The organism is Pseudomonas sp. GG8 (assembly GCF_052976945.1).
In genome coordinates, this window is record NZ_JBRIIP010000001.1 from 2,672,531 (window position 1) to 2,692,735 (window position 20,205).

Annotated in this window: 16 protein-coding genes; 4 read left to right on the forward strand and 12 right to left on the reverse strand. The window is 56.0% G+C overall.

What is annotated here, in order from left to right; all coding sequences use genetic code 11:
- Window positions 1–43: 43 nt before the first annotated feature.
- From mgtA to ACVBEG_RS12830, 3 genes are all read right to left on the reverse strand, one after another.
- Complete coding sequence (gene mgtA, locus ACVBEG_RS12820; protein WP_447107793.1) at window positions 44–3,640, reverse strand: magnesium-translocating P-type ATPase; 3,597 nt, start codon at window positions 3,638–3,640, stop codon at window positions 44–46.
- A gap of 113 nt (window positions 3,641–3,753) precedes the next feature.
- Entirely contained in the window at window positions 3,754–4,713 is a 960-nt protein-coding gene (locus tag ACVBEG_RS12825; RefSeq protein ID WP_447107794.1) for a universal stress protein, read from the reverse strand.
- A gap of 118 nt (window positions 4,714–4,831) precedes the next feature.
- Window positions 4,832–5,374 carry an Hsp20/alpha crystallin family protein gene (locus ACVBEG_RS12830; RefSeq protein WP_407074648.1) on the reverse strand — a complete coding sequence of 181 codons (543 nt, stop codon included), beginning with the start codon at window positions 5,372–5,374 and terminating at the stop codon, window positions 4,832–4,834.
- 371 nt (window positions 5,375–5,745) lie between these two features.
- Here ACVBEG_RS12830 and ACVBEG_RS12835 point away from each other — a divergent pair, with 371 nt between their 5' ends.
- Together ACVBEG_RS12835 and glgA are read left to right on the forward strand one after the other, a co-directional pair.
- Window positions 5,746–6,087 (forward strand): c-type cytochrome, encoded by a 342-nt coding sequence (locus ACVBEG_RS12835; protein ID WP_322178907.1) that lies wholly within the window; start codon window positions 5,746–5,748, stop codon window positions 6,085–6,087.
- A 228-nt stretch (window positions 6,088–6,315) separates the two neighbouring features.
- A complete protein-coding gene (gene glgA, locus ACVBEG_RS12840) occupies window positions 6,316–7,896 on the forward strand; it encodes a glycogen synthase GlgA (RefSeq protein ID WP_447107795.1) in 1,581 nt (526 codons plus the stop codon).
- A 54-nt stretch (window positions 7,897–7,950) separates the two neighbouring features.
- On the opposite strand, the gene ACVBEG_RS12845 is transcribed toward glgA, so the two are convergent.
- The 5 genes from ACVBEG_RS12845 to ACVBEG_RS12865 form a co-directional block, all read right to left on the reverse strand.
- Complete coding sequence (locus ACVBEG_RS12845) at window positions 7,951–8,445, reverse strand: BCAM0308 family protein (protein WP_322178906.1); 495 nt, start codon at window positions 8,443–8,445, stop codon at window positions 7,951–7,953.
- A 149-nt stretch (window positions 8,446–8,594) separates the two neighbouring features.
- The gene (locus ACVBEG_RS12850; protein WP_322178905.1) at window positions 8,595–9,737 is read right to left on the reverse strand and encodes an ABC transporter permease; all 1,143 of its coding nucleotides are present in this window, start codon (window positions 9,735–9,737) and stop codon (window positions 8,595–8,597) included.
- Window positions 9,734–11,239: an efflux transporter outer membrane subunit gene (locus ACVBEG_RS12855; RefSeq protein ID WP_322216681.1), complete on the reverse strand. Its 1,506-nt coding sequence runs from the start codon at window positions 11,237–11,239 to the stop codon at window positions 9,734–9,736. Before ACVBEG_RS12855 ends, ACVBEG_RS12850 begins: the two co-directional genes overlap by 4 nt.
- Window positions 11,239–12,126, reverse strand: coding sequence for an efflux RND transporter periplasmic adaptor subunit (locus tag ACVBEG_RS12860; protein WP_322178903.1), 888 nt, complete (start codon window positions 12,124–12,126; stop codon window positions 11,239–11,241). Before ACVBEG_RS12860 ends, ACVBEG_RS12855 begins: the two co-directional genes overlap by 1 nt.
- Window positions 12,123–12,842, reverse strand: coding sequence for an ABC transporter ATP-binding protein (locus ACVBEG_RS12865; RefSeq protein ID WP_447107796.1), 720 nt, complete (start codon window positions 12,840–12,842; stop codon window positions 12,123–12,125). The genes ACVBEG_RS12860 and ACVBEG_RS12865 overlap by 4 nt, the downstream gene beginning before the upstream one ends.
- A gap of 351 nt (window positions 12,843–13,193) precedes the next feature.
- Between ACVBEG_RS12865 and ftsH the strand changes: the two genes are divergently transcribed.
- Window positions 13,194–15,035: an ATP-dependent zinc metalloprotease FtsH gene (gene ftsH, locus ACVBEG_RS12870; protein ID WP_322178901.1), complete on the forward strand. Its 1,842-nt coding sequence runs from the start codon at window positions 13,194–13,196 to the stop codon at window positions 15,033–15,035.
- Window positions 15,036–15,086: 51 nt separating this feature from the next.
- Here ftsH and ACVBEG_RS12875 read toward each other — a convergent pair whose 3' ends face one another.
- The 3 genes from ACVBEG_RS12875 to polX all read right to left on the reverse strand — a co-directional run bounded on the left by ACVBEG_RS12875 (window position 15,087) and on the right by polX (window position 17,886).
- A complete protein-coding gene (locus tag ACVBEG_RS12875; protein ID WP_447107797.1) occupies window positions 15,087–15,626 on the reverse strand; it encodes a flavin reductase family protein in 540 nt (179 codons plus the stop codon).
- Window positions 15,627–15,695: 69 nt separating this feature from the next.
- Complete coding sequence (locus ACVBEG_RS12880) at window positions 15,696–15,950, reverse strand: hypothetical protein (protein ID WP_447107798.1); 255 nt, start codon at window positions 15,948–15,950, stop codon at window positions 15,696–15,698.
- A gap of 85 nt (window positions 15,951–16,035) precedes the next feature.
- The gene (gene polX / locus ACVBEG_RS12885) at window positions 16,036–17,886 is read right to left on the reverse strand and encodes a DNA polymerase/3'-5' exonuclease PolX (protein ID WP_447107799.1); all 1,851 of its coding nucleotides are present in this window, start codon (window positions 17,884–17,886) and stop codon (window positions 16,036–16,038) included.
- Between the two features lie 235 nt (window positions 17,887–18,121).
- Here polX and ACVBEG_RS12890 point away from each other — a divergent pair, with 235 nt between their 5' ends.
- The gene (locus ACVBEG_RS12890; protein WP_322178897.1) at window positions 18,122–19,489 is read left to right on the forward strand and encodes an erythromycin esterase family protein; all 1,368 of its coding nucleotides are present in this window, start codon (window positions 18,122–18,124) and stop codon (window positions 19,487–19,489) included.
- A gap of 23 nt (window positions 19,490–19,512) precedes the next feature.
- Here the strand turns inward: ACVBEG_RS12890 and ACVBEG_RS12895 are convergent, their stop codons facing one another.
- On the reverse strand, window positions 19,513–20,187 hold the full coding sequence (locus ACVBEG_RS12895) for a dienelactone hydrolase family protein (protein WP_322178896.1): 675 nt from the start codon (window positions 20,185–20,187) through the stop codon (window positions 19,513–19,515).
- Window positions 20,188–20,205: the final 18 nt, after the last annotated feature.

Genomic DNA, 20,205 nt, shown 5'->3' on the forward strand with positions numbered 1-20,205 from the left:
ACCGGCCGAAAATAGCCTCTGCCCGCGCCACAAACGGACAACTTCAAGGGTCGCCACGGCGACGAAGTGGCCTCGGTTTGATAGGTCGCTTTCGATAGAACCCCCGCTTTACCCATTCGGCGGCTGCCACGTAAAGCAGGCTGATGGACAGCACCACGGCGAGCAGGCCAAGCGGTAAAGGGACAAGTCCAAACCACGCGGCAGCGGGGCTGTAGGGCAGTAAAACGGTCAGAGCCCCGATCACGGATGCGCTGACCAGAAGCATTCGACCCGGATGACTTTTATGGAAAGGTTTGTACGTGCGAACGATGAAAATGGTCAACAACTGAGTCAGTAATGATTCGACAAACCAGCCGCTGCGAAACAGATCTGGCGCAATACCTACCAGCCAATACAACGCACCAAAGGTGAAGACATCGAAGAGTGAGCTGACGAGTCCGAATACCACCATGAAGTTGCGGACTTCAGCGAGGTTCCAGCGATGAGGCGTCTGTTCCCACTCTCGATCGACGTTATCGCTGGCGATGCCCAACGCTGGAATGTCAGACAGAAAATTGTTCAGCAAAATTTGCTTCGCGAGCAGAGGTAGAAAGGGCAGGAACAATGAAGCCAGCGCCATGCTGATCATGTTTCCGAAGTTCGCACTGGACACGATGGAAATGTACTTCAGTGTATTGGCAAACGTGTGGCGACCTTCATCAATGCCTTCGCGCAACACATTCAGGTCATGCTCAAGCAAGACAAAATCAGCGGCCTGCTTTGCAACATCAGCAGCGTTCTGCACAGAAATCCCAATGTCGGCCGCCTGCAGTGCAGGTGCGTCGTTTATTCCATCACCGAGAAAACCTACCACATGACCGGTCTTCTGCAGGGCGCGAATAATTCGCTCTTTTTGATTGGGATCGACCTCGGCAAATAGCGTAACTGTCGGCGCCAGGTGCATCAGCACCTCGTCTTTCAACAGCGCCAACTCAGAACCGGTGATGATCCGTTGCACATTAAGCCCTACGGCAGAGGCGACATAGCGGGCAACCAGATGACTGTCACCACTGATGATCTTGACCTGAACACCCAGCTTTGCCAGCGCGGCCATCGTGGCCTTTACTCCCGGTTCGGGAGGATCGAAAAACAACAGAAAGCCGCGGAAGGTCAGGTCCACTTCCTCGTTACGGCTGTATCGAGCCTGTGCAGGCAGCGAACGAGTGGCTATTCCAAGCACGCGAAATCCTTGCTCACTCCACGCAGCAAACCGTTTACGGATCGCCGCCAACGCCGTTTCATCCAGAACCTGCGTACCGTTACCGCAACAAAGATGAGTACAGACCTCCAGGACGTTTTCGACCGCTCCTTTGGTCACTAGCAGGATGGGGGCTTCCACGCTGCCGGCAACCACCACACTCAGACGTTTGCGCCCGAAATCGTATGGAATTTCATCGAGCTTGCTGACGTGGCCGACGTCAACAGCACTGGCCTGCGCCTTGGTTGTGATGGCATCGTCCATCGCGTTACTCATCCCTGTCTGGAAATGCGCGTTGAACAGGGCTAATTGCAGAACATTGACCTCCTCCTCACCCTCGACATCCACTGCGGCATTCAGCGCAACCACACCGCGCGTCAAGGTTCCGGTCTTGTCAGTACACAAGATGTCCATCGCCCCCAGATTTTCGATAGCGCTGAGATGGCGCACGATGACGCCACGGGCGGCCATACGCTGCGCACCTTTGGCCAAGGTGAGGCTCAGGATGGCAGGTAGCAGCTCTGGCGATAAACCGACGGACAAGGCGATGGCAAATAGCAGTGTGTCGAGAGTCGGTCGATGCAACAGAATATTGATACCGAAAACAAGGAACGTGATGACCAGCATGACGCGCAGCAGCAGTCCGCCAAAATGCCGCAGACCACGTTCGAATTCGGTTTCCGGTGGCCGCAACGACAGCGATTTGGCAATCTGACCGAACTCGCTCTCATCGCCATAACGGGTGGCAAGTACCTCGGCAGTTCCACTGCGAACGGAGGTGCCCATGAATACGCAGTTGCTGCGTTGAATCAGAGACGCCTCCGCAGGAACGTCTCCCGGCAGTTTTTCTACAGGGTACGTCTCGCCGGTGAGCAGACTCTGACTGATGAAGCAATCGCGCGCACTCAACACTCGACCATCAGCGGCAATCAGACTGCCCGCGCTGAGCAAAAAAATATCACCGGGGACGACGTCAGACGCAGGAACTTGCAGAATCTTGCCTGCACGACGAACGACGGCGAGCGTAGCGATTTTCCGACGTAACTGCTCGACTGCCGTGCTCGCGCGATTTTCATACCAGGCACTCAGCAAGGCGCTGATCAGCACGATCAACAACACAATGGCCGCGTTGATCCAGTCCCCGACTAACAGCGCCACCAAAGCACCCACGATCAGAATGATGACCAGCGGGCTACGCATCTGCTCTATCGTCAGCCTGAGCAGACCATGCGGTCGACTCCGCCCCACCGGCGCGGCAGGTCGCAGACGCGCTTTTGCCTGCTCACTGCTCAGTCCTTCAACAGAACTTCCAAATGAGCGGATCAGCTCTTCAGCAGGCGTCTGCCACCAGACCTCGCTTATGGGCACATCCCCCTTGATGGAGGGGGTTCCCAGCCCACTGCGCGCCAGCCACATGCCCGGCAGCATGGGCAACCAGAAGGTCAGCCCGCGGAACAACAAGGTGGCAGACAGCGCAACCGGAATCTCGATGCCAATCCAATGCAACGTGACCACCGCGGCCGCTTCGAACGCCCCTAGCCCGCCCGGCACAATTCCAACACTGCGAAGTACGCTGGCCAGCATGAACCCGGCGAACAACCCAGGCAGCTGTGCGGACACCCCCAACGAACGCACCAGCACCCACAGCGTCAAACAGTCGAGCAGGATGATGACCAACTCTAAAAACGTGGTGCGCCACAACAAAGAACGGTTGCGCACCAGTTGGGTGTCGGCCCCCGTCAACAAGGCCAGTCCTTTACCTACCAGTGCATGGTGCTTCACAGAGAAGCGCCGCTGCAGCTCTGAATGGGCAGAAAGGCGCGGTACAATAATCGCGGCTGCCAGACTCACCGCAGCGAATACCAGGCAGGTCGCAATGAGGGACGTCGTGGCATGTCCTTGCAGCATGACGATAAACAGTGCGACCCCGACGGTCAGCACATACGCAAAAAAATAGGCGGAAAGGTCAAGGACCAGACAAGCCAGTGCCAGTGGCCGGGCGACCCCTTTTTTAATGAGGAAAGCAATGACCGCAAAAGCTCCGCTGATACCCGAAGAGGGTAGCGCCTGATCGACAAACAACTTCATCAGACTGAGCTTGCTTGAATCCCACAAAGACAGCTGTGCGTGCCCTGCTTTTAACACGCCCCGGAAGACCTGCCCTTGAGCCAGGTACGTCAGCGCTTGCAACACGATGGCCACAATCAACCATAGAGGTTCTGCCCGCTCCAACAACGTGCCAAATGCCTCGACATCGCTCAGGTGCAAGGCGACAGCGATCACAGCGGCGAGCATCGCAGTGCCCACCAGCCAGGACACCCACAGCAGGGATGAGGTCACTCGCGGGTCGATGTCGAGCGAAGATTGAAGCGGGTCGTTCGGGATAGGCGATTCGAACGACATAAGGAACTCCCGGCCAGTTTGGGAAAACTGGCTGAATTCTCAGTGAATGCCATCGCTGTCGCTTGATTTAAATCAAGTCAGGCCAACGCCTGCGAGGCCTCATTTAGCAGCCCTTATTTTTTCATCGACAACGTATTGGGCGTTGTTGCCGACACGTCCTGGTCGTTCGGTCGCCCCACGGCAAAAGGCTTTAATACAAGAACGTTACAAGGCGGATGATCGAGAACTATGTCAGCCGTACGCCCTAATAACATGTCCAGGGGGCGATGGTTCGCCGTTCCCATGACCAGGATGTCGTAGTTGCACCGAGCGACATAAGTGTTGATCACATTGGCAGCCGCCCCTGCGATGAAATGCCGATGTTCCTCGTCGATTGCGTATTTATCGGCAAGCGCGTTGAACAGCGCTTCCTCTTCCTCGTAACTGGGGGGCGTCGCTACATGTGGCTCATCAATGTCCGCTAAAGGCTGGACCGACCGGTCATACACGGATAACAGGTGCAAACATGCGTGGCATGCTTGCGCTAGACGTCCCGCAGTTTCAATGATCGAGTCGTTCAACTGTTGAACATGAGGATCTTCATGAAGAATATCGACAGCTGCCAGAATTTTCCGAGGATGGGGGTGCCTGGCATCCGTCACAAGAAGAACCGGCGCTGGACTTCCGCGCAACAACTGCCAATCCAGGTCTGAAAGACTCAAGGGCCTGACCGCTGACTCGGCATACAAATCCTTGAGTACGAAATCGACGTTGGAAACGCTGATGTATCGGCATATATCAAGCGCCGAGCGCGGAGCCCAGACAACCTCGAAAGACGTCTCCAGCCCTTGGTGCCTTAGCTGCGCCGTTTCGCTGTCCAACCAGTTATGGAATAGTTTGAGACGGCTCTCGCGGGCTGCTTCACGTCCCTGCGTGTCTAACAAATTAACCGTTTCCATCGTCTCGAAATAGGCAAAAGCGACGATGGAGAGTGATGCATCCATTGCCTCGGCCAAGGCCGCAGCCCTTTCAAACGCCGGGCTGTGAGTCATTTTACAAGGCGCAATCAACAGTAGACGTTGACGCTGTGCCATTTCACACCTCAATGGGCGGAGCCCTGTTAACGTCGAGGATCACCGGCTGGACGATACTCAATGCCGCAAAAGCACAGGTATCGCCCGCCGGCTAGATCATGGACAAGCGCCAAAAACGTCAGTCCAGCTCAATGTTGATGTTTTTCTCAGGCTTCATCGCTTCGGGTTTCTTCGGCAGATTGACGGTCAACACGCCCTTACTGAAACGTGCCTGAATTTTATCTGCGTCCACCCCTTTGGGCAGGCTGAAGGTCCGTTCAAAATAACCGTAACGGCGCTCGGTCAGGTGGTAGCTCCCGGATTTGTCTTCCTTGTTCTCTCTTTTTTCGCCTTTGATCTGCAAATTGCCGTTGACGACTTTCACGGTCAGATTTTTTTCGTCCACGCCAGGTACCTCTGCGGTGATTTCAAAATCTTTTTCGTTTTCAACAATGTCGACAGCGGGCGATTGCAGCCCGACGAAATCGCCCGAGAAGAGCGGATCAAGGTCAAATCCACTGCGCCTCGAAGACAGCAACGAAGGCAGATTATTGAAGTCCTGGAACAGGTGGTCGAATTGACGACGAAGCTGTTCAAACGGATGCGATGCATTCGTACTGATCGCAACGTCCCGGTTCGGTTCATTGGCCTGGGCAGGCATTTTTTTTAGGGAATGAGCCATGACAAAATCCTCTTCTGACGGTTGTTACGCTGATAGGAAAAGACATTTTTCGACACTGAACAACGGCGCTCAATCGCGCCACAGTCAGTACTGTTGCCCTTACTCGCCAACGGCGCTTGATCGAAGTCAAAGATGGCGCTCAGGGACAATTTGGATGACCTCCACACGGGGACAAAATCTTGACCCCGCATCAGAGACGGCGCACCTACATGCCCCGATTCACGGGTCTCAATATTCAAAGGGCGCTAATTGATCTAGATCAACACCCGCAGAACAGGCCCATGCAAATCTGCCAACAATTGGGTACTCCTTTCATGACAGTGGTAGGCGGGAGTAGTGCACAGCGCGAGTGCGCGAGAGAGGGATTTATCATGATCAATAAGCCATGGTGCATAGCGTCGATTATCATTTTCGCCCAGGTCGGTACCGCCTATGCTACTGAAGGGGCGGCGCTGGCAGACGCCAAGGGATGCACTGCTTGCCATAGCGTGAAGACTGAAGCGATAGGGCCATCTTTTCGCGATATTTCCCGCCGTTTTCATGGGCTTAAAAATGCCAAGCCCATGCTTGTTCGTGTCGTCCAAACCGGCACGGACACCGCCTCTGCTCCCTACCATTGGGGATCTATAAAAATGCCCTCTGCCAATGCGCGCACACCTGTTAGTCAGGAAGAAGCCGAACAGTTGATCGATTACGTATTGAGCATTCGTTGAGGTGTTAGGGATGAGATTATTTGTTAATTATCTATAGGAATAACGGTGCGTTTCTCCGACCACCGATATAACCAATGCACGCTCTTTTATCCTGCTTGATTGAAAAAACACACGGTTACGGTTTTCGAACACAGAGACCCTTTGATCGCCCTGTTTACCATCAAGCGTTTGCATCATTAACAAAAGTGCATCAATGCTCCCTCGACTTGATAGTGAAAGGAAAAGATTATGGGCGTTGCCGTCATCCCCCAGAAGGGAGCGCGTTTTAACCCGCCAGCCAGCGAGCAGGTCGCTCCACAGGCCTTCGCTTCGACCAGCGTTCCACTGCTGCAACTGCCGACTTCACAGCCAAGTATTACCCTGACCCACAGAAGAAAAATTCTGTTCGTGACCTCAGAGTTGGCTGATCTGGTGAAAACCGGAGGTTTGGGCGATGTGTCTGCCGCACTGCCGCGAGCCATGCGCCACCTGCACGATGTACGCGTGCTGATTCCCGGCTACCCGCAAGTGCTCAACAGTGGTAACCCGATCCATGTCATCAGCGAGCTGGGCGGTCATGCAGCCCTGCCACCGTGCAAGATCGGGCGCATGGACATGAAAGACGGTCTGGTCATTTATGTGCTGATCTGCCCCGAACTGTACGAACGTGAAGGCACGCCATACGGTGATAACAACGGCCGTGACTGGCCTGACAACCATATCCGCTTTGCCCGCCTCGGCCTGGCCGCAGCCGACTTCGCCGCCGGCGCGGTAAAAACCCAGTGGTGCCCGGAACTGGTGCATGCCCACGATTGGCCTGCCGGATTGGCGCCGGCGTATATGCGCTGGCGGGGTCAGGCCACACCGAGCATCTTCACCATCCACAACCTGGCGTATCAAGGCACGGTCAGCACCGGCTCCAGCCGCGAACTGGGTATTCCTGACCAGGCGTTGGGCGCCGACGGCATGGAGTTCTACGGCAAGCTCTCATTCATTAAGGCAGGCATGGCTTATGCCAGCCACATCACCACCGTGAGTGCGACTTACGCCAAGGAAATCACCACGCCGGCCTTTGGCTGTGGTCTGGAAGGCTTTCTGCAAAGCAAGGCCAGGCAAGGACTGCTCAGCGGGATTCCGAATGGCATCGACGCCAGTTGGGATTCGGAAACCGATGAACACTTGATTTGCCGGTTTGCCCCAAACGAATGGCAGCGCAAGGAAATCAACGCCGACCATGTACGCGAGTTGTTCGAGCTTGAGCCTTCCACGGGTCCTTTGTTCGCTGTGGTATCGCGCCTGGTCTTCCAGAAAGGCCTGGACCTGACCATCGGTGTTGCCGAGCATATCGTCAATCAAGGCGGGCAAATTGCGATCATCGGTCGCGGCGAACCGGAGGAAGAGGATGCCATGCGCGCACTGGCCCTGCGTTTCCCGGGCCAGATCGGGGTGCGCATCGGGTTCAACGAAACGGATGCCCGACGCATGTTTGCCGGCAGCGATTTCTTGCTGATGCCTTCGCGTTATGAGCCTTGTGGCTTGAGCCAGATGTACGCCCAGCGTTTTGGCTCCTTGCCGGTGGCCCGTAAAACAGGGGGGTTGGCCGACACCATTGAAGATGGCGTGACTGGTTTTCTGTTCGAAGAATCGACCGTGGAAAGCTACGCCGAAGCGCTGACGCGGGCGATCAAGGTCTTCGCCAATCCTGAGCTGCTCAATGCCATGCGTTGCCGCGCCATGGCCGCTCCGTTCAATTGGCATAAGGCGATAGAACCCTATGCCGAACTCTATGTGGAACTGCTGGCGGCTGAGCGTGCAGCGCGTCGGAGCTAAACGGGGCGGACCGCCATGACCCTCCTGGACCCTGGCGGTCGGCACGTGACTACGTTATAGCCGCTCCCAATTTACCGTGAGGTGGGTTTCATCATCACTGTAGTGGTAGTGAGAGTTGCCTTTATAAGCTGCATTAAGTGCATGACCTATACGGCTGGCAAGGTGGATGCCTGTGGTAGTCACTTCGAGCGTATCATCCACTTCAACCACTTTAATGATTCTTTCCTGAGCGTGTTCGGCTTTCTCCACCTCCTCCGTGTGGTGGATCAGGTTCAAAATCTCCTCTTGGTGGTCGTGCAAAAATTTTCCAGAGAGCTTCAACGTGCCAGCGGGCCTGTCGTCTGCAATGCGCCGACACGCAGGGCAAACAGTCTCTTCTGCATCCCCGACGATAGTGCTTTCCGGGATATGCCACGTCCAGTTGCCTTCCTGATAGAGTGCGCCGCACTGTGGGCAGAGCGCCGTGCCGCTGACATGTTCCATCCGGTAGGGATCATGGGTGCCTTCTTTGAAAATTTTGTTCTTCTGACTCTGCTGATACTTGTCCATCGTCTTGCCCCCCGAGAGTGAGCTATTGCTGCATACGAGCTTCAATGTGCCTCCGTTCTACCCTTGGGCATCTTGATATTTGTCAAACCTGACGCGGACAGGCTGCACCCTCCTCCACTTCAATCTTTTCCGCACTTTTTTCAAGGCTGTTATCCCCTGAAAATATCGAAAGGCTCGATTCTGAGTACCTTGCGTATCCCCACATAACTGGAAACTCCGGCGATCAATAGCACCATGCCGAACGCAAGCCCCAGGTTCCAGAAGGTGATGATGGCCGCATAGTTCGGCACATTGGATCGTGCGATAGAAATCATTAACGTGACCAGGCCAATGCCCAGTCCATAACCGGTCATCGCCGTAAACGTCGCCATAAACAGGATCATATAAATCAGCTCGCGCCCCTTCGCACCGATAGCTTTCAAGGCAGCAAATTTGTCCAGATTTTCCAGGATAAAGGTGTAGAAGGTCTGCCCGGAGATCGACAGTCCGACGAGAAAACTGATAATGGTCATCATCAAGATGTTGACGCCCACCCCCGTCTGGTAGATGTAAAAATGGGTAATGTGCTGGTTGAACTCGTCCTTGGTCAGCGCGACATAACCCAATTGATCCACTTGCTTTTGAATACTCGCCACGTCCTCTGTGTTCTTTGGTTGAAGCAATATGTAAGAAACGGTGAACCGCGTGGTCGGGATGTATTCGATGGCACGTCGATAGGTTGTGTAGAGCGTCGGTACGCCCGTCAGCCCACTGGCAGCAACCTTGGCGATAGCTACGATCGTGCCACGATGGTCATTAAGTTCGAATGAGGTACCCACCTTCGGATTCTCCAGTTTGGAAAACTCAGCGTCATGCACCATGATGAAGGCGTTGTCAGCATAGATGTCTTCGATGTGTCCCTCTTCAAGTTCAGGACGGCCGAATAGACTGGAGTCGTCCAGACCGATAACGCTGACAGATTGATAGGTTCCGCTGTCCAGCCTGACCTGCGCGCCACCAATAAAGATGGGGACCGCGTAACTGACCTCATCCATGCTGCGTACGGCGTCGAGCAAATAGTCAGGGAGCGGGATGGTACTGGTCGGGGTATTGACCGCCGGGTCCATGACCCACATCGTCGCCCCAATGTTGGTCACGGTCGAGTAAGCGCGGTTCAGGATGCCCGCGAACATGGCGGTCATTTGCATCATTAGAAATACAGAAAAGGTGATCCCTATCAGCAAGGCAGAAAACTTGGCCTTGTCATTCACCAACAGCTTGAAACCGATTCGCAAGATGCCGGCGTACTTCATGGCGCTTGCTCATGGCTGACAGAACCCGGCGTATTCCACCAGCCGCCCCCCAGCGCGACGAACAGCGCAACCGTGTCCTGATGGCGTTGGGCGAGTGCTTGAAGATAAGCAATATTTACTTCATGAAGCTGTATGTCCGCCACCAGCAAGTCCAGGTAGGTCACCAGCCCCGACCGATAGCTGACTTGCAACACCTGAAGCGCCTCTTCGGCCGTCGCCTGCGCCTCCCCTTGTTTTTGCAGGGCTTGCGCATCGAACTCCAGCGCCCGCAGTGCGTCGGCGACCTGTGCAAACGACTCCAAGACGATTTGTCGATAGGTTGCGGCGGCTTGCTGATACGCCTCTATCGCCGCTTGGCGGCCATACCATAAGCTGCCGCCTTGAAACAAAGGCGCATCAACCGCAGGCCCTATGCTCCAGAATCTGTTTCCCCCGCCAATCAGTGAGCCCAGGCTGGAGCTGCCGGTCCCGTAGGTTCCGCTCAAGCTGAAGCTGGGAAAAAGGGCGGCCGTTGCAACCCCGATGTTGGCGCTAGCCACGTGCAATTGTGCTTCGGAGGACAGGATGTCCGGGCGTTGACGGACCAGCGCGGACGGCAAACTGACAGGCAAATCCTGGGGCAATGCAAGTCCCGCCAAATCAATGTCGGGCAATATGACGTCAGTCGGCACCACGCCTTCAAGCGTCGCCAGTAAATGTTCGGTTTGACTGATTTTCTGTTTTAGCGCCGGTAGCGCCGCTTCATTCGTGGCGATCAGGCTGCGCAGGCTCAGCACGGACGAGTAAGGCGCTGTACCGGCGCGAACCTGGACATCGGTGGTCTGAAGTTGTTCGTTTTCAAGCGCAATAAGCTGCTCGGTCGCACGCACTTGTGCGGCATAAGCGGCGCGAGCAATGGAGGTGTTGACGACATTCGCGGTCAAGGTCAGGTACGCCGCCTTGTTCAGGTACAACTGACGGTCGACCTGGGCTTGCAAGCCCTCGACTGTTCGCCGCTCGCCACCAAAGACATCGAGCGCATAACTGATGGTTCCACTCAGGGTCACCACGTTAAAAATCGAACCGGGCACCGTCGAACCCTGTTGTATCGGGGCGCTTAATTCACGAGAAGCACCAAAACGGGCGTCAACATGCGGGTAGAACACACCATACCCGGCGCGGAGATTGTCCTGGCTTTGACGCAAGCTTGCTTCCGCCGCCTGAAGGGTAAGGTTGTGGGAGATCGACTGACGGACAGTCGCATTCAACGGCTCGGATTTGAACAGTCGCCACCAATCGTGGGGCACTTCGGAGCCCGACAGAAAGTGTTGCGCCTGCCCTTCTGCCGTGACGGTGCGGGTCATCGGATCCTGCGTGTAGCGGCTCAGCGCAGGCGGTTCCGGGCGTGAGAAATCAGGACCGACCGTACAGGCATTCATGAACACAATACTGATGATCGGCCATGCAATGCCCTTGAGTAAACCCAGAGGTTTGCGAGGCAATGAACTGCAGGGCTTGCGCATTATTTCTGCCCTATGAAGACATCTACCAGTTGCCCCGGATACAGCCCCGGAAAGTCTTTTTTCTGGAACCTGAAAATGACCGGTAACACCCGGAGATCAACTTTCTCCTGACGTTGATTAGACAGCTCGATTTTCGGCGACACATAAGGCTGAACGCGAACGAATTCCAGGGGGACTTTTATGTCCGTGCCGCGAATAGACATTTGCGCACGAATATGGTCCGGAGCAGGTAAACGCGAAATCAGTATCTCGTCCACATAACAGCGCACAGCCAGGGTAGCCACAGAAGCGCTCATGACCACCAGCGGACTGAACCCCTGGATGTACGTGTCGTATGCACCCTGAGACGATACATAGCTGCCAACAGTGGTATTGACGGCCAATATCACACCCTCCACTGGCGCCCTGACTGTATATTGCTGGAGTAATGCACTGGAGGCTTTCAGGGCTGCACTTGCTTGTCCCTCAAGGTCTTTTGCCGTATCCAGCGTGTCCTTACTGATCGACTTGGGATCAATCGTGTAAGAGGCAAGACGCTTTTGGTATTGGTCACGGGCCGTTTTCAAATTGGACTCAGCCAACTCAAGGTTGGCTCTGGGCACTGAGTCGTCGATGCTCAGCAATGGCATTCTGGTCGACACGACCTGACCTTCATGCACAAATACCTGGGTGACAGGCCCAGACACTTGCGGGTAAATCACAATGTTCGAACCACCCGACTGCTCGCCTTCAATGATGCCATTGGCAAAAATGGCAGTCTCATAGGGGCTGCTGGCTGGCTTGAACACGGGGGGTAACGCTTTTGCCTCTCTGCCAAGAATGTAAGCGGCTGTAAGCCCGGCCAACACACCCAGCACAGCAAGTGCGAACAGAATCTTGTTCCTCATTCAGTACCCCCATCGACATCCTTAATGCGACCATCCTCCATATGGATGATGCGGTCCGCATACTCGTTGATCCGCGCGTCATGGGTGACGATCAGGATGCAACGGCTTTTGTTGAGGACCTTCTCCTTCACAAAGGCGATGATCATCCTGCCGGTGTCACCGTCGAGCGAGGCTGTCGGCTCATCAAGAATAAGTATCTGCGGGCTGCTGACAATGGCACGAGCAATGGCGACCCGCTGCTGCTCTCCTCCTGAAAGTTTTACCGGTAGCACATCCCCCCGACCCTTGAGGCCGACCACTTCCAGGCTTTTCGTAGCCTGAGCGATGGAGTCATCCCAATCATGATGTTTGAGGATCAGCGGGATCGCGACATTTTCGGCAGCCGTCAGTCGCGGAAACAGGTGATAGTCCTGGAATACGAAGCCAATGGTGTTCAGGCGAAAGTCAGCCAATTGATCGCTGCTCAACGCCCAGATGTCTGCGCCGTTGACCGTCACCGTCCCGGTGTTGGGACGCAAAATGCCAGAAATCATGCTCAAGAAGGTGGTCTTTCCGCTGCCAGAGGGACCGACGATGAACACCATTTCGCCAAAATGCGCGACAAATTCAACGTTGTCCACGGCCGTCATTCGCACATCGCCTTCGCCAAACCACTTGCTCAGACCTGTCGAGACGATGGCCTGACTCTCGGGTTTTTCTAAATGATCAGCGTTCATAGACCTTCCTGAGCACTCATAAACGCCAAAAAACAGATCCGAACACTCCATAACGATGGGGCAAAGCACTCAAAAAATTATGTTCTTCCTCTTCGCGGCTGATCGCGTTGATATATATCAATCGGTACGACGATCTGTCCACCGCCCTCGACCTGTGTCATGCCCCGGCACGGCTTACTCGAATTGAACAAACTCAAGACAAAGGGCCACGTTGATTTACATCAAGCTGATCGGTGGCTGCGGGTCTAAAGTTGAACGGTATCCACGTTCGCCCAAAAGCGGCTGAATGACCTTATGTTGCGTTGTAACGGGCTGATGTCCACATTCGTTGTTCACCCTTGAGCGAAGGCCATGAAAAAGAACCATCAGTTGAATATTTCATATTTTTTTATTGCCTTTGTTGCGCTGACACTGGTCCAGTTCTTGTTTGCCGGACGGGCGGCAGTGGAGTCGATTCCTTACAGCCAATTCCTTCAGTTGCTCAATGAACACAAAGTTAGCGAGCTGAGCGTCGAGAAGGATCATATCAGCGGAAAACTGCAAGAACCGATCAATGGGCACAACCAGTTCTCGACGGTCCGGGTTGACTCCACCTTGGCCACAGAGCTTGCTCAATCCAATGTCAGCTTCTCCGGTGTCAACGAAAATACACTTCTGAATGCGCTGTTGGGCTGGCTTCTGCCCTTCGTCATGATCATGGTGGTCTGGCACTTTCTGTTTCGCGGCCTCGCCGATAAACAAGGCATCGGTGGCATGATGAACGTCGGTAAATCCAGGGCGAAAATATTCGTCGAGCGCGATACAGGGATCACCTTCGCTGATGTGGCGGGCATCGACGAAGCCAAGGCAGAGCTTGTGGAGGTGGTGTCCTTTTTGAAGGATAAAGCCAAGTACGCCCGCTTGGGCGCCCACATACCGAAGGGCATTTTGCTGGTCGGCCCTCCAGGTACCGGCAAGACCCTGGTCGCCAAGGCCGTCGCAGGAGAAGCCGGGGTGCCATTTTTTTCCATCTCAGGCTCCGAATTCGTCGAGATGTTCGTCGGCGTCGGCGCAGCCAGGGTGCGCGACCTGTTCGAGCAAGCTCGACAGGCTGCGCCGTGCATCATATTCATCGACGAGCTGGACGCGCTGGGAAAGATGCGGGGCGTTGGCGCGTTTGGGGGCAACGACGAAAAAGAACAGACGCTCAACCAGCTATTGGCAGAACTGGACGGCTTCGATCCTCGCGAAGGCGTGGTACTGCTGGCGGCCACCAATCGCCCGGAAATTCTCGACCCGGCACTGCTGCGGGCCGGCCGCTTTGATCGTCAAGTTCTCATCGACCGCCCGGATCGCAAGGGGCGAGTCGCTATTCTCAAAGTGCACATCAAAAACATCACCGCCGAGCCCAGCGCCGACTGTGAACGCATTGCCGAGATCACCACCGGTTTCACCGGCGCAGACTTGGCAAACCTGATCAACGAAGCCGCGATTGTCGCAACCCGTCGCGGGGCCCAGGCGGTCAGTCTGGATGACTTTACGGCGGCGGTGGAGCGTATCGTCGCCGGCGTGGAGCGCAAGAGCAGCTTGCTGCAGCCCGCGGAACGCCTGGTAGTCGCCTACCACGAAATGGGCCATGCCTTGGCTGCCGGAACCTTGCCGGGAATGGACCCAGTGCATAAAGTCTCGATTATCCCCCGCTCCATCGGCTCGCTGGGCTATACCCTGCAACGCCCGACAGAGGATCACTTCCTCATCAGTTGCCAGATGCTCAAGGATCGTATCGCAGTGTTGATGGCCGGTCGTGCTGCCGAGTTCATCGCCTATGGTCAGATCTCGACAGGCGCCGCTGACGACCTGACCCGGGCCACTGATATAGCCCGACAACTGATTACCCGCTTCGGCATGAGCGCAGAGCTTGGTCAGTCGGTACTGGAGCGGCAAAATCCCACGTACCTGAGCGACCATATACCGGGATTGGGCCAGAAGGACTACTCAGAGCAAACTGCACGGGAAATAGACCTCGGCATCAGGGCCTTACTCGATGAAGCCTACAGTCGCGCCAAGGAGTTGCTTGAGAGTCGACGGGCTGACTTGGATACTGGCGCCAAACTCCTGATGGAAAAAGAAACACTGACGCCTGAAGAGTTTCCGGCGCTAATGTCCCTCAACCCCGCGGGGGCCGGGCCACGGTTGATGGTTGCTCGCAAATAGACTCATCGGCTGCCGATCCATATCCCGGATCTGTCAGGTGTTTAGTCATTGTCAGGGCATTTTCGAGTCCAATGTGATCGTCTCTCCGTCGACCACGAACCGACCGTAGCCCTGATGATGGATCGTCTTGGGGGCCTTCTGCTCTGGATCGATCCACGCCTTTACCACCTCGAGCACAAATAGATTGAATTTGTTCACCAGCCTCGTATCCACCACCTTGCATTCGAGATTGGCGAAGCACTCTGCAACCAGAGGCGCCGCAACCTCATGCGCGGGTATCGGCGTGAGTCCGAACTTCGTAAACTTGTCGATATTACGCCCAGAGCAATTGCCGACCTCAACCACCTTGGGTGCCAGCTCCAGCGCCGGGATGGCGATGACGCACTCCTTGGTCGCGCGCAATGCCGTGAAACTGTAATCGGCGCTGCTCACGATGCAGGCCACCAATGGCGGCGCGAACTCGACCATCATGTGCCATGACAAAGTCATGACGTTGCTACACCCACCGCTCGCGGTCGTCAGCAAGACCACCGGGCCCGGTTCAAGCAGCTGGTATACCTTGGACAGAGAAAGCACTTTCATCGTAGTCATGGTTCCTGGCTCGTGATGTCTTTCATAGAGACGGCGAAAGTCTGCTTGCCATCCTCTCCGGGGCTGTATTCAACCTAGCGGCTCGCCGAGCAGGTCAATAACGCCGGCAGCCAGTTTTATCCCCTGCTTTTTGGCTTCGTCGAAGCTCCGGTAAACAGCCTTTTCCCGGAGGATATGGATTTTTCTATCGGCGAATTTCACGGTGATACGCAGCCCCTTCGGGACCGGGTCATCTGTTGCACCCCATATAAAATGAATCTTTGCCGTCACGCCGTCCGGGTGAACGTAATCAACCGTCGAGACCTGATCCACGCGCGCCCTCATCTCAGCCTCCTTGATTCGGCTGCATGCCGAGGTGTAAACCAATAAACCACTGTTTAAAATCGCACCGAGTCGCCCGCAAACAGGCTTATCCCTTGCCAGAACATGACGTCAGATACCCTCTCAGTTCGACCAGCGAACGTGTATTGAGGACATCGTGTTTCTCCAGCCAGGCGCGTCGTGCCTGACCGACGCCATACTGCAAGTTTGCGAAGTCAGCGGTCCGGTGCGCATCCGAGTTGATGCAAATCATCACGCCTTGATCCTTGGCGTAATGGCACTGCAGGTCGATCATGTCCATGCGTTGCGGCTGCGCGTTCAGCTCCAGGCAGCAACCACGCTGTTTTGCTGCCTTGATGACCTCGGGCAGGTCAATGACCAGTGCTTCTCGCTCGTTGATCAAGCGGCACAAAGGATGCGCCAGAATCGTGAAATAACGATGCTCCATCGCACGCAGCAAGCGGCGAGTCTGTTGGCGTAGAGTCAGGCCGAAATGGCTGTGCACGGCACCGACCACCAGGTCCAGACGCCGCAAAATGTCATCCGGGAGGTCCAGATCGCCCTCCTCGAGAATGTCCACCTCAACCCCCTTGAGCAAGGTAATGCCCGACAAGCGTTCGTTGAGTGCATCGATCTGGTCGATTTGCCTCAGTAATCGGTCGGCATCCAGACCGTGGGCGATCCTGAGGTGTTGTGAGTGATCGGTGATTGCCAAATATTCCAACCCGGCCGCACGCGCGGCAAGCGCCATGTCTTCGAGACTACTGCCGCCGTCGGACGCCGACGTGTGGGCATGCAGGTCCCCTTTCAGATCGCGCAACTCAATCAGCTTGGGCAGTCGACCTGCTTGAGCCGCAGCCACTTCGCCACGGGCTTCGCGTAATTCCGGCTCGATCCATTCCAGCCCCAAGGCCTGGTACACGGAAGACTCGGTGACGCCGGCTATGCGCTTTTTTTCCTTGAACACGCCATATTCGCTAAGTTTCAGACCTTGTTTCTGCGCCCATTGACGAATTTCGATGTTATGCGCTTTGCTGCCGGTGAAATACACCAGGGCTGAGCCGTAGGCCGACGGTTTGACCACGCGCAGGTCAACTTGCAACCGGGTGCTCAGCACCACACTGGCGCGAGTAGGACCGTGAACCAGTACGGTCGCTATGTCCGGATGTTTGAGAAAAGAGGTCATGACCTCAACCGAGGGCTCGGCAGCAACCAGAATATCGATATCGCCGACGGTATCGCGCATGCGCCGCAAGCTCCCGGCCACTGTGGCTGAAACCACGCCGGGGATTTTCTGCAGATAATCGATCAGCGTTTTCGCGATGGGGGCGACAAAGGCCAACGGCAGACGCCGGTCTACGCCGATCCCCTTCTGCGCAGCCTCCAACAGTCGAGCCTCCATCTTTGCACCGAAGCCATGCAGATGACGAATGCGCCCCTCTTTGGCCGCCTGGCACAGCTGCTGCACGGTCTCGATGCCCAGATCGTGATAGAGGTGCTTCACCCGTTTAGGGCCCAGACCGGCGACAGACAGTAATTCAACCAACCCAGACGGCAACGTCAGACGTAACCGCTGGCGCAGCACGCAGTCGCCTGTGGCTACGATTTCTTTGATTTTGCCCGCAAGATCAACCCCGATACCTGGCAACTTGGGCGGCTCTTCACCCCGTCCGATCACCCGCGCAAGCTCAAGCGCCAGAGCCCTTAGGGTCCGCGCCGCATTGCGGTAGGCCCGGATACGAAAAGGATTGGCATCCTCGATTTCCAGCAGGTCGGCAATATCATCGAAAATCGCCGCAATCTGATCATTACTGACCACGTGTCCGAGTGTTGCCGGTGACGACTCCGGGTCTGGCAACAGGCTCTTGAGGGGTACTCCGGTGGGCGTCATGGCGCGGTACCGACACGTGGGCGTGGCAATGGGCGTAATAACGAGCATTGCCTATCCTGCCAGCCGCTCCTTGATGTAGATCAGAGTTCATGAAAGCACCCGTAGTGAATGGCCGCAGAGCAGATCATGGGTTTTATTGCGCCCGTTGTTGATGCAACTCAAACAATCGCCTGAATCCAGGCGTAGGAATGAGCAAAGAGGCAGCGCCTGAAGCGGAGGATCAACGCAAGATTCAAAAAAAGCGCTGCACGTCGAGCAACCCACACTCATCGGGATGACGGTCATGAACTCACCTTTGCAGAACATACTGAAGACATTCACAGGCCCCCATGGCAGCGGTACCCAGCCCCCCATTGCGCCCCTATTGCGCCAATGCGCAGAACCGCTACCCGCGCTGGATTCAGAGGACTTCGGCGAAATGTTCGACCGTTATGCCGACGCTCGCGTAGTGATGATCGGTGAAGCCAGCCATGGCACCTCCGACTTTTACCGAACCCGAGCCGCCATCACGAAACGTCTGATTGAACGGCATGGGTTCACTATCGTTGCTGTCGAAGCGGATTGGCCGGACGCGGGCCATGTCGACCGTTATGTTCGCGGGCTGGCGCCCTCAGCCTGGAAACGCCACGTGTTCAGTCGATTCCCGGTCTGGATGTGGCGTAATACCGATGTGCAGGCGTTCGCCCGCTGGCTACATCATCACAATCATCAGAAGGCGCCCGAACTGCGCGTCGAATTCCGCGGACTGGATGTTTACAGTTTGCGCAACTCCATTCGCGAGGTCTTGAACTACCTGGACCGGGTCGACCCTCAGCTTGCGCACGAAGCACGGCGACGTTATGGCTGCCTGACACCTTGGCAAGATGATCCTGCGCTGTACGGCCACTTTGTCGAACGTGGTGGCGTAATGCCCTGTGAGCAACCCGTGGTCGAGCAACTCAATGCCATGCTGGCCGAGCAATTGGCCGGGTTTATCAAAGACGACGAAGCATTCTTCAATGCCACACAAAATGCCACGGTCGTTCAGGCGGCGGAACAATATTACCGCGCCATTTATCGCGGGACGTCAGCCTCCTGGAATCTGCGTGACAGGCACATGTTCGATACCTTGCGCGCGCTGCTCAAGCATCGAGGACCTGAAGCCAAGGCTGTGGTGTGGGCGCACAACTCTCATATTGGCAACGCAGCCGCCACGGAAATGGGCTGGGAGGGCCAGTTCAATATCGGCCAACTGTGCCGCACCGCTTATGGACGCGACGTTGTGCTTATAGGCATGAGCACAGACCGTGGCCAGGTGGCCGCAGCCGATGACTGGGACGGCGACATGCACATCAAGGACGTCCGCCCTTCGCGTGCGGACAGTTGGGAGCATCAGTTTCTTGAAGCGGGCGTCGCCGCGTCATTGACCGACTGGCGCGATCCCCTGCGCGAAGATTTGCGCCAGGCGCTGTCCACGCCACTGCTTGAGCGGGCCATCGGTGTGATCTACCGACCTGAAAGCGAGCGCAGCAGCCATTATTTCAAGGCGGTACTGGCCGAGCAATTCGATGCCATGGTCTGGATTGAACAGACACAAGCAGTGACTGCGATTCCACTGCCGTCAAGCCAAAGCGTGGAACCGGAAGACGACATGTTTCCCTTTGGCGTGTGATCCCCATCAACGGATGAAAAGCTTTATCGGGACGGTGTTTTTGTTACCGGCGTGCGCAGATGCACTTCAAACCAGTCGCCAGCTAGTCTGGCGACTTCCTCAAGGGTTCCGGGTTCTTCAAACAGGTGGGTGGCGCCCGCGACGACTTCCAGGCGCTGCTCACACTGCAGGGCATCGGCGCTTTCGCGGTTCATATCGAGCACCTGCAGGTCCTCACCACCAACGATCTGTAAGGTTGGCGCCTTTACCCGCCCCAGCGCCGGCCCGGCCAGGTCAGTCCGCCCTCCTCGGCTGACCACGGCATGCACCACGTCAGGCCGCTCTACCGCCGCCAACAGCGCTGCCGCAGCTCCGGTGCTCGCCCCGAACAGGCCGATACGCAAGGGTCTCAGTTCAGCACTGCCTTCTATCCAGTCGATCACACCCACCAGCCGTCTGGTCAGCAGCGGGATATCAAAGCGCAGTTCCCGTGTCAGGCGGTCCAGGACTTGCTCCTCGTCGGTCAGTAAATCGAACAGCAACGTGCCCAAACCTCGCTCGGACAGGTACTGCGCAACCTGCTGGTTACGCGGGCTTGTACGACTGCTGCCGCTGCCATGAACGAACACCACCAACCCGATAGCGTTTTTCGGCAGGCGCAAATCGGCTGATAAGTCCACATCTGCCAAGTCCAGTTTTCGATACTGCGGCTTAAACATCGGGATTCTCCAGAGGGG

What these genes read in the sequence shown, in the direction of transcription:
- glgA (WP_447107795.1), top strand. Translation starts at nt 6,316, where the DNA reads ATGGGCGTTGCCGTCATCCCCCAGAAGGGAGCGCGTTTTAACCCGCCA.
- polX (WP_447107799.1), bottom strand. Translation starts at nt 17,886, where the DNA reads ATGCTCGTTATTACGCCCATTGCCACGCCCACGTGTCGGTACCGCGCC.
- ACVBEG_RS12875 (WP_447107797.1), bottom strand. Translation starts at nt 15,626, where the DNA reads ATGACTACGATGAAAGTGCTTTCTCTGTCCAAGGTATACCAGCTGCTT.
- ACVBEG_RS12855 (WP_322216681.1), bottom strand. Translation starts at nt 11,239, where the DNA reads ATGCGCAAGCCCTGCAGTTCATTGCCTCGCAAACCTCTGGGTTTACTC.
- ACVBEG_RS12830 (WP_407074648.1), bottom strand. Translation starts at nt 5,374, where the DNA reads ATGGCTCATTCCCTAAAAAAAATGCCTGCCCAGGCCAATGAACCGAAC.
- ACVBEG_RS12845 (WP_322178906.1), bottom strand. Translation starts at nt 8,445, where the DNA reads ATGGACAAGTATCAGCAGAGTCAGAAGAACAAAATTTTCAAAGAAGGC.
- ACVBEG_RS12860 (WP_322178903.1), bottom strand. Translation starts at nt 12,126, where the DNA reads ATGAGGAACAAGATTCTGTTCGCACTTGCTGTGCTGGGTGTGTTGGCC.
- ACVBEG_RS12865 (WP_447107796.1), bottom strand. Translation starts at nt 12,842, where the DNA reads ATGAACGCTGATCATTTAGAAAAACCCGAGAGTCAGGCCATCGTCTCG.
- ACVBEG_RS12890 (WP_322178897.1), top strand. Translation starts at nt 18,122, where the DNA reads ATGAACTCACCTTTGCAGAACATACTGAAGACATTCACAGGCCCCCAT.
- ftsH (WP_322178901.1), top strand. Translation starts at nt 13,194, where the DNA reads ATGAAAAAGAACCATCAGTTGAATATTTCATATTTTTTTATTGCCTTT.
- ACVBEG_RS12825 (WP_447107794.1), bottom strand. Translation starts at nt 4,713, where the DNA reads ATGGCACAGCGTCAACGTCTACTGTTGATTGCGCCTTGTAAAATGACT.
- ACVBEG_RS12895 (WP_322178896.1), bottom strand. Translation starts at nt 20,187, where the DNA reads ATGTTTAAGCCGCAGTATCGAAAACTGGACTTGGCAGATGTGGACTTA.
- mgtA (WP_447107793.1), bottom strand. Translation starts at nt 3,640, where the DNA reads ATGTCGTTCGAATCGCCTATCCCGAACGACCCGCTTCAATCTTCGCTC.
- ACVBEG_RS12880 (WP_447107798.1), bottom strand. Translation starts at nt 15,950, where the DNA reads ATGAGGGCGCGCGTGGATCAGGTCTCGACGGTTGATTACGTTCACCCG.
- ACVBEG_RS12835 (WP_322178907.1), top strand. Translation starts at nt 5,746, where the DNA reads ATGATCAATAAGCCATGGTGCATAGCGTCGATTATCATTTTCGCCCAG.
- ACVBEG_RS12850 (WP_322178905.1), bottom strand. Translation starts at nt 9,737, where the DNA reads ATGAAGTACGCCGGCATCTTGCGAATCGGTTTCAAGCTGTTGGTGAAT.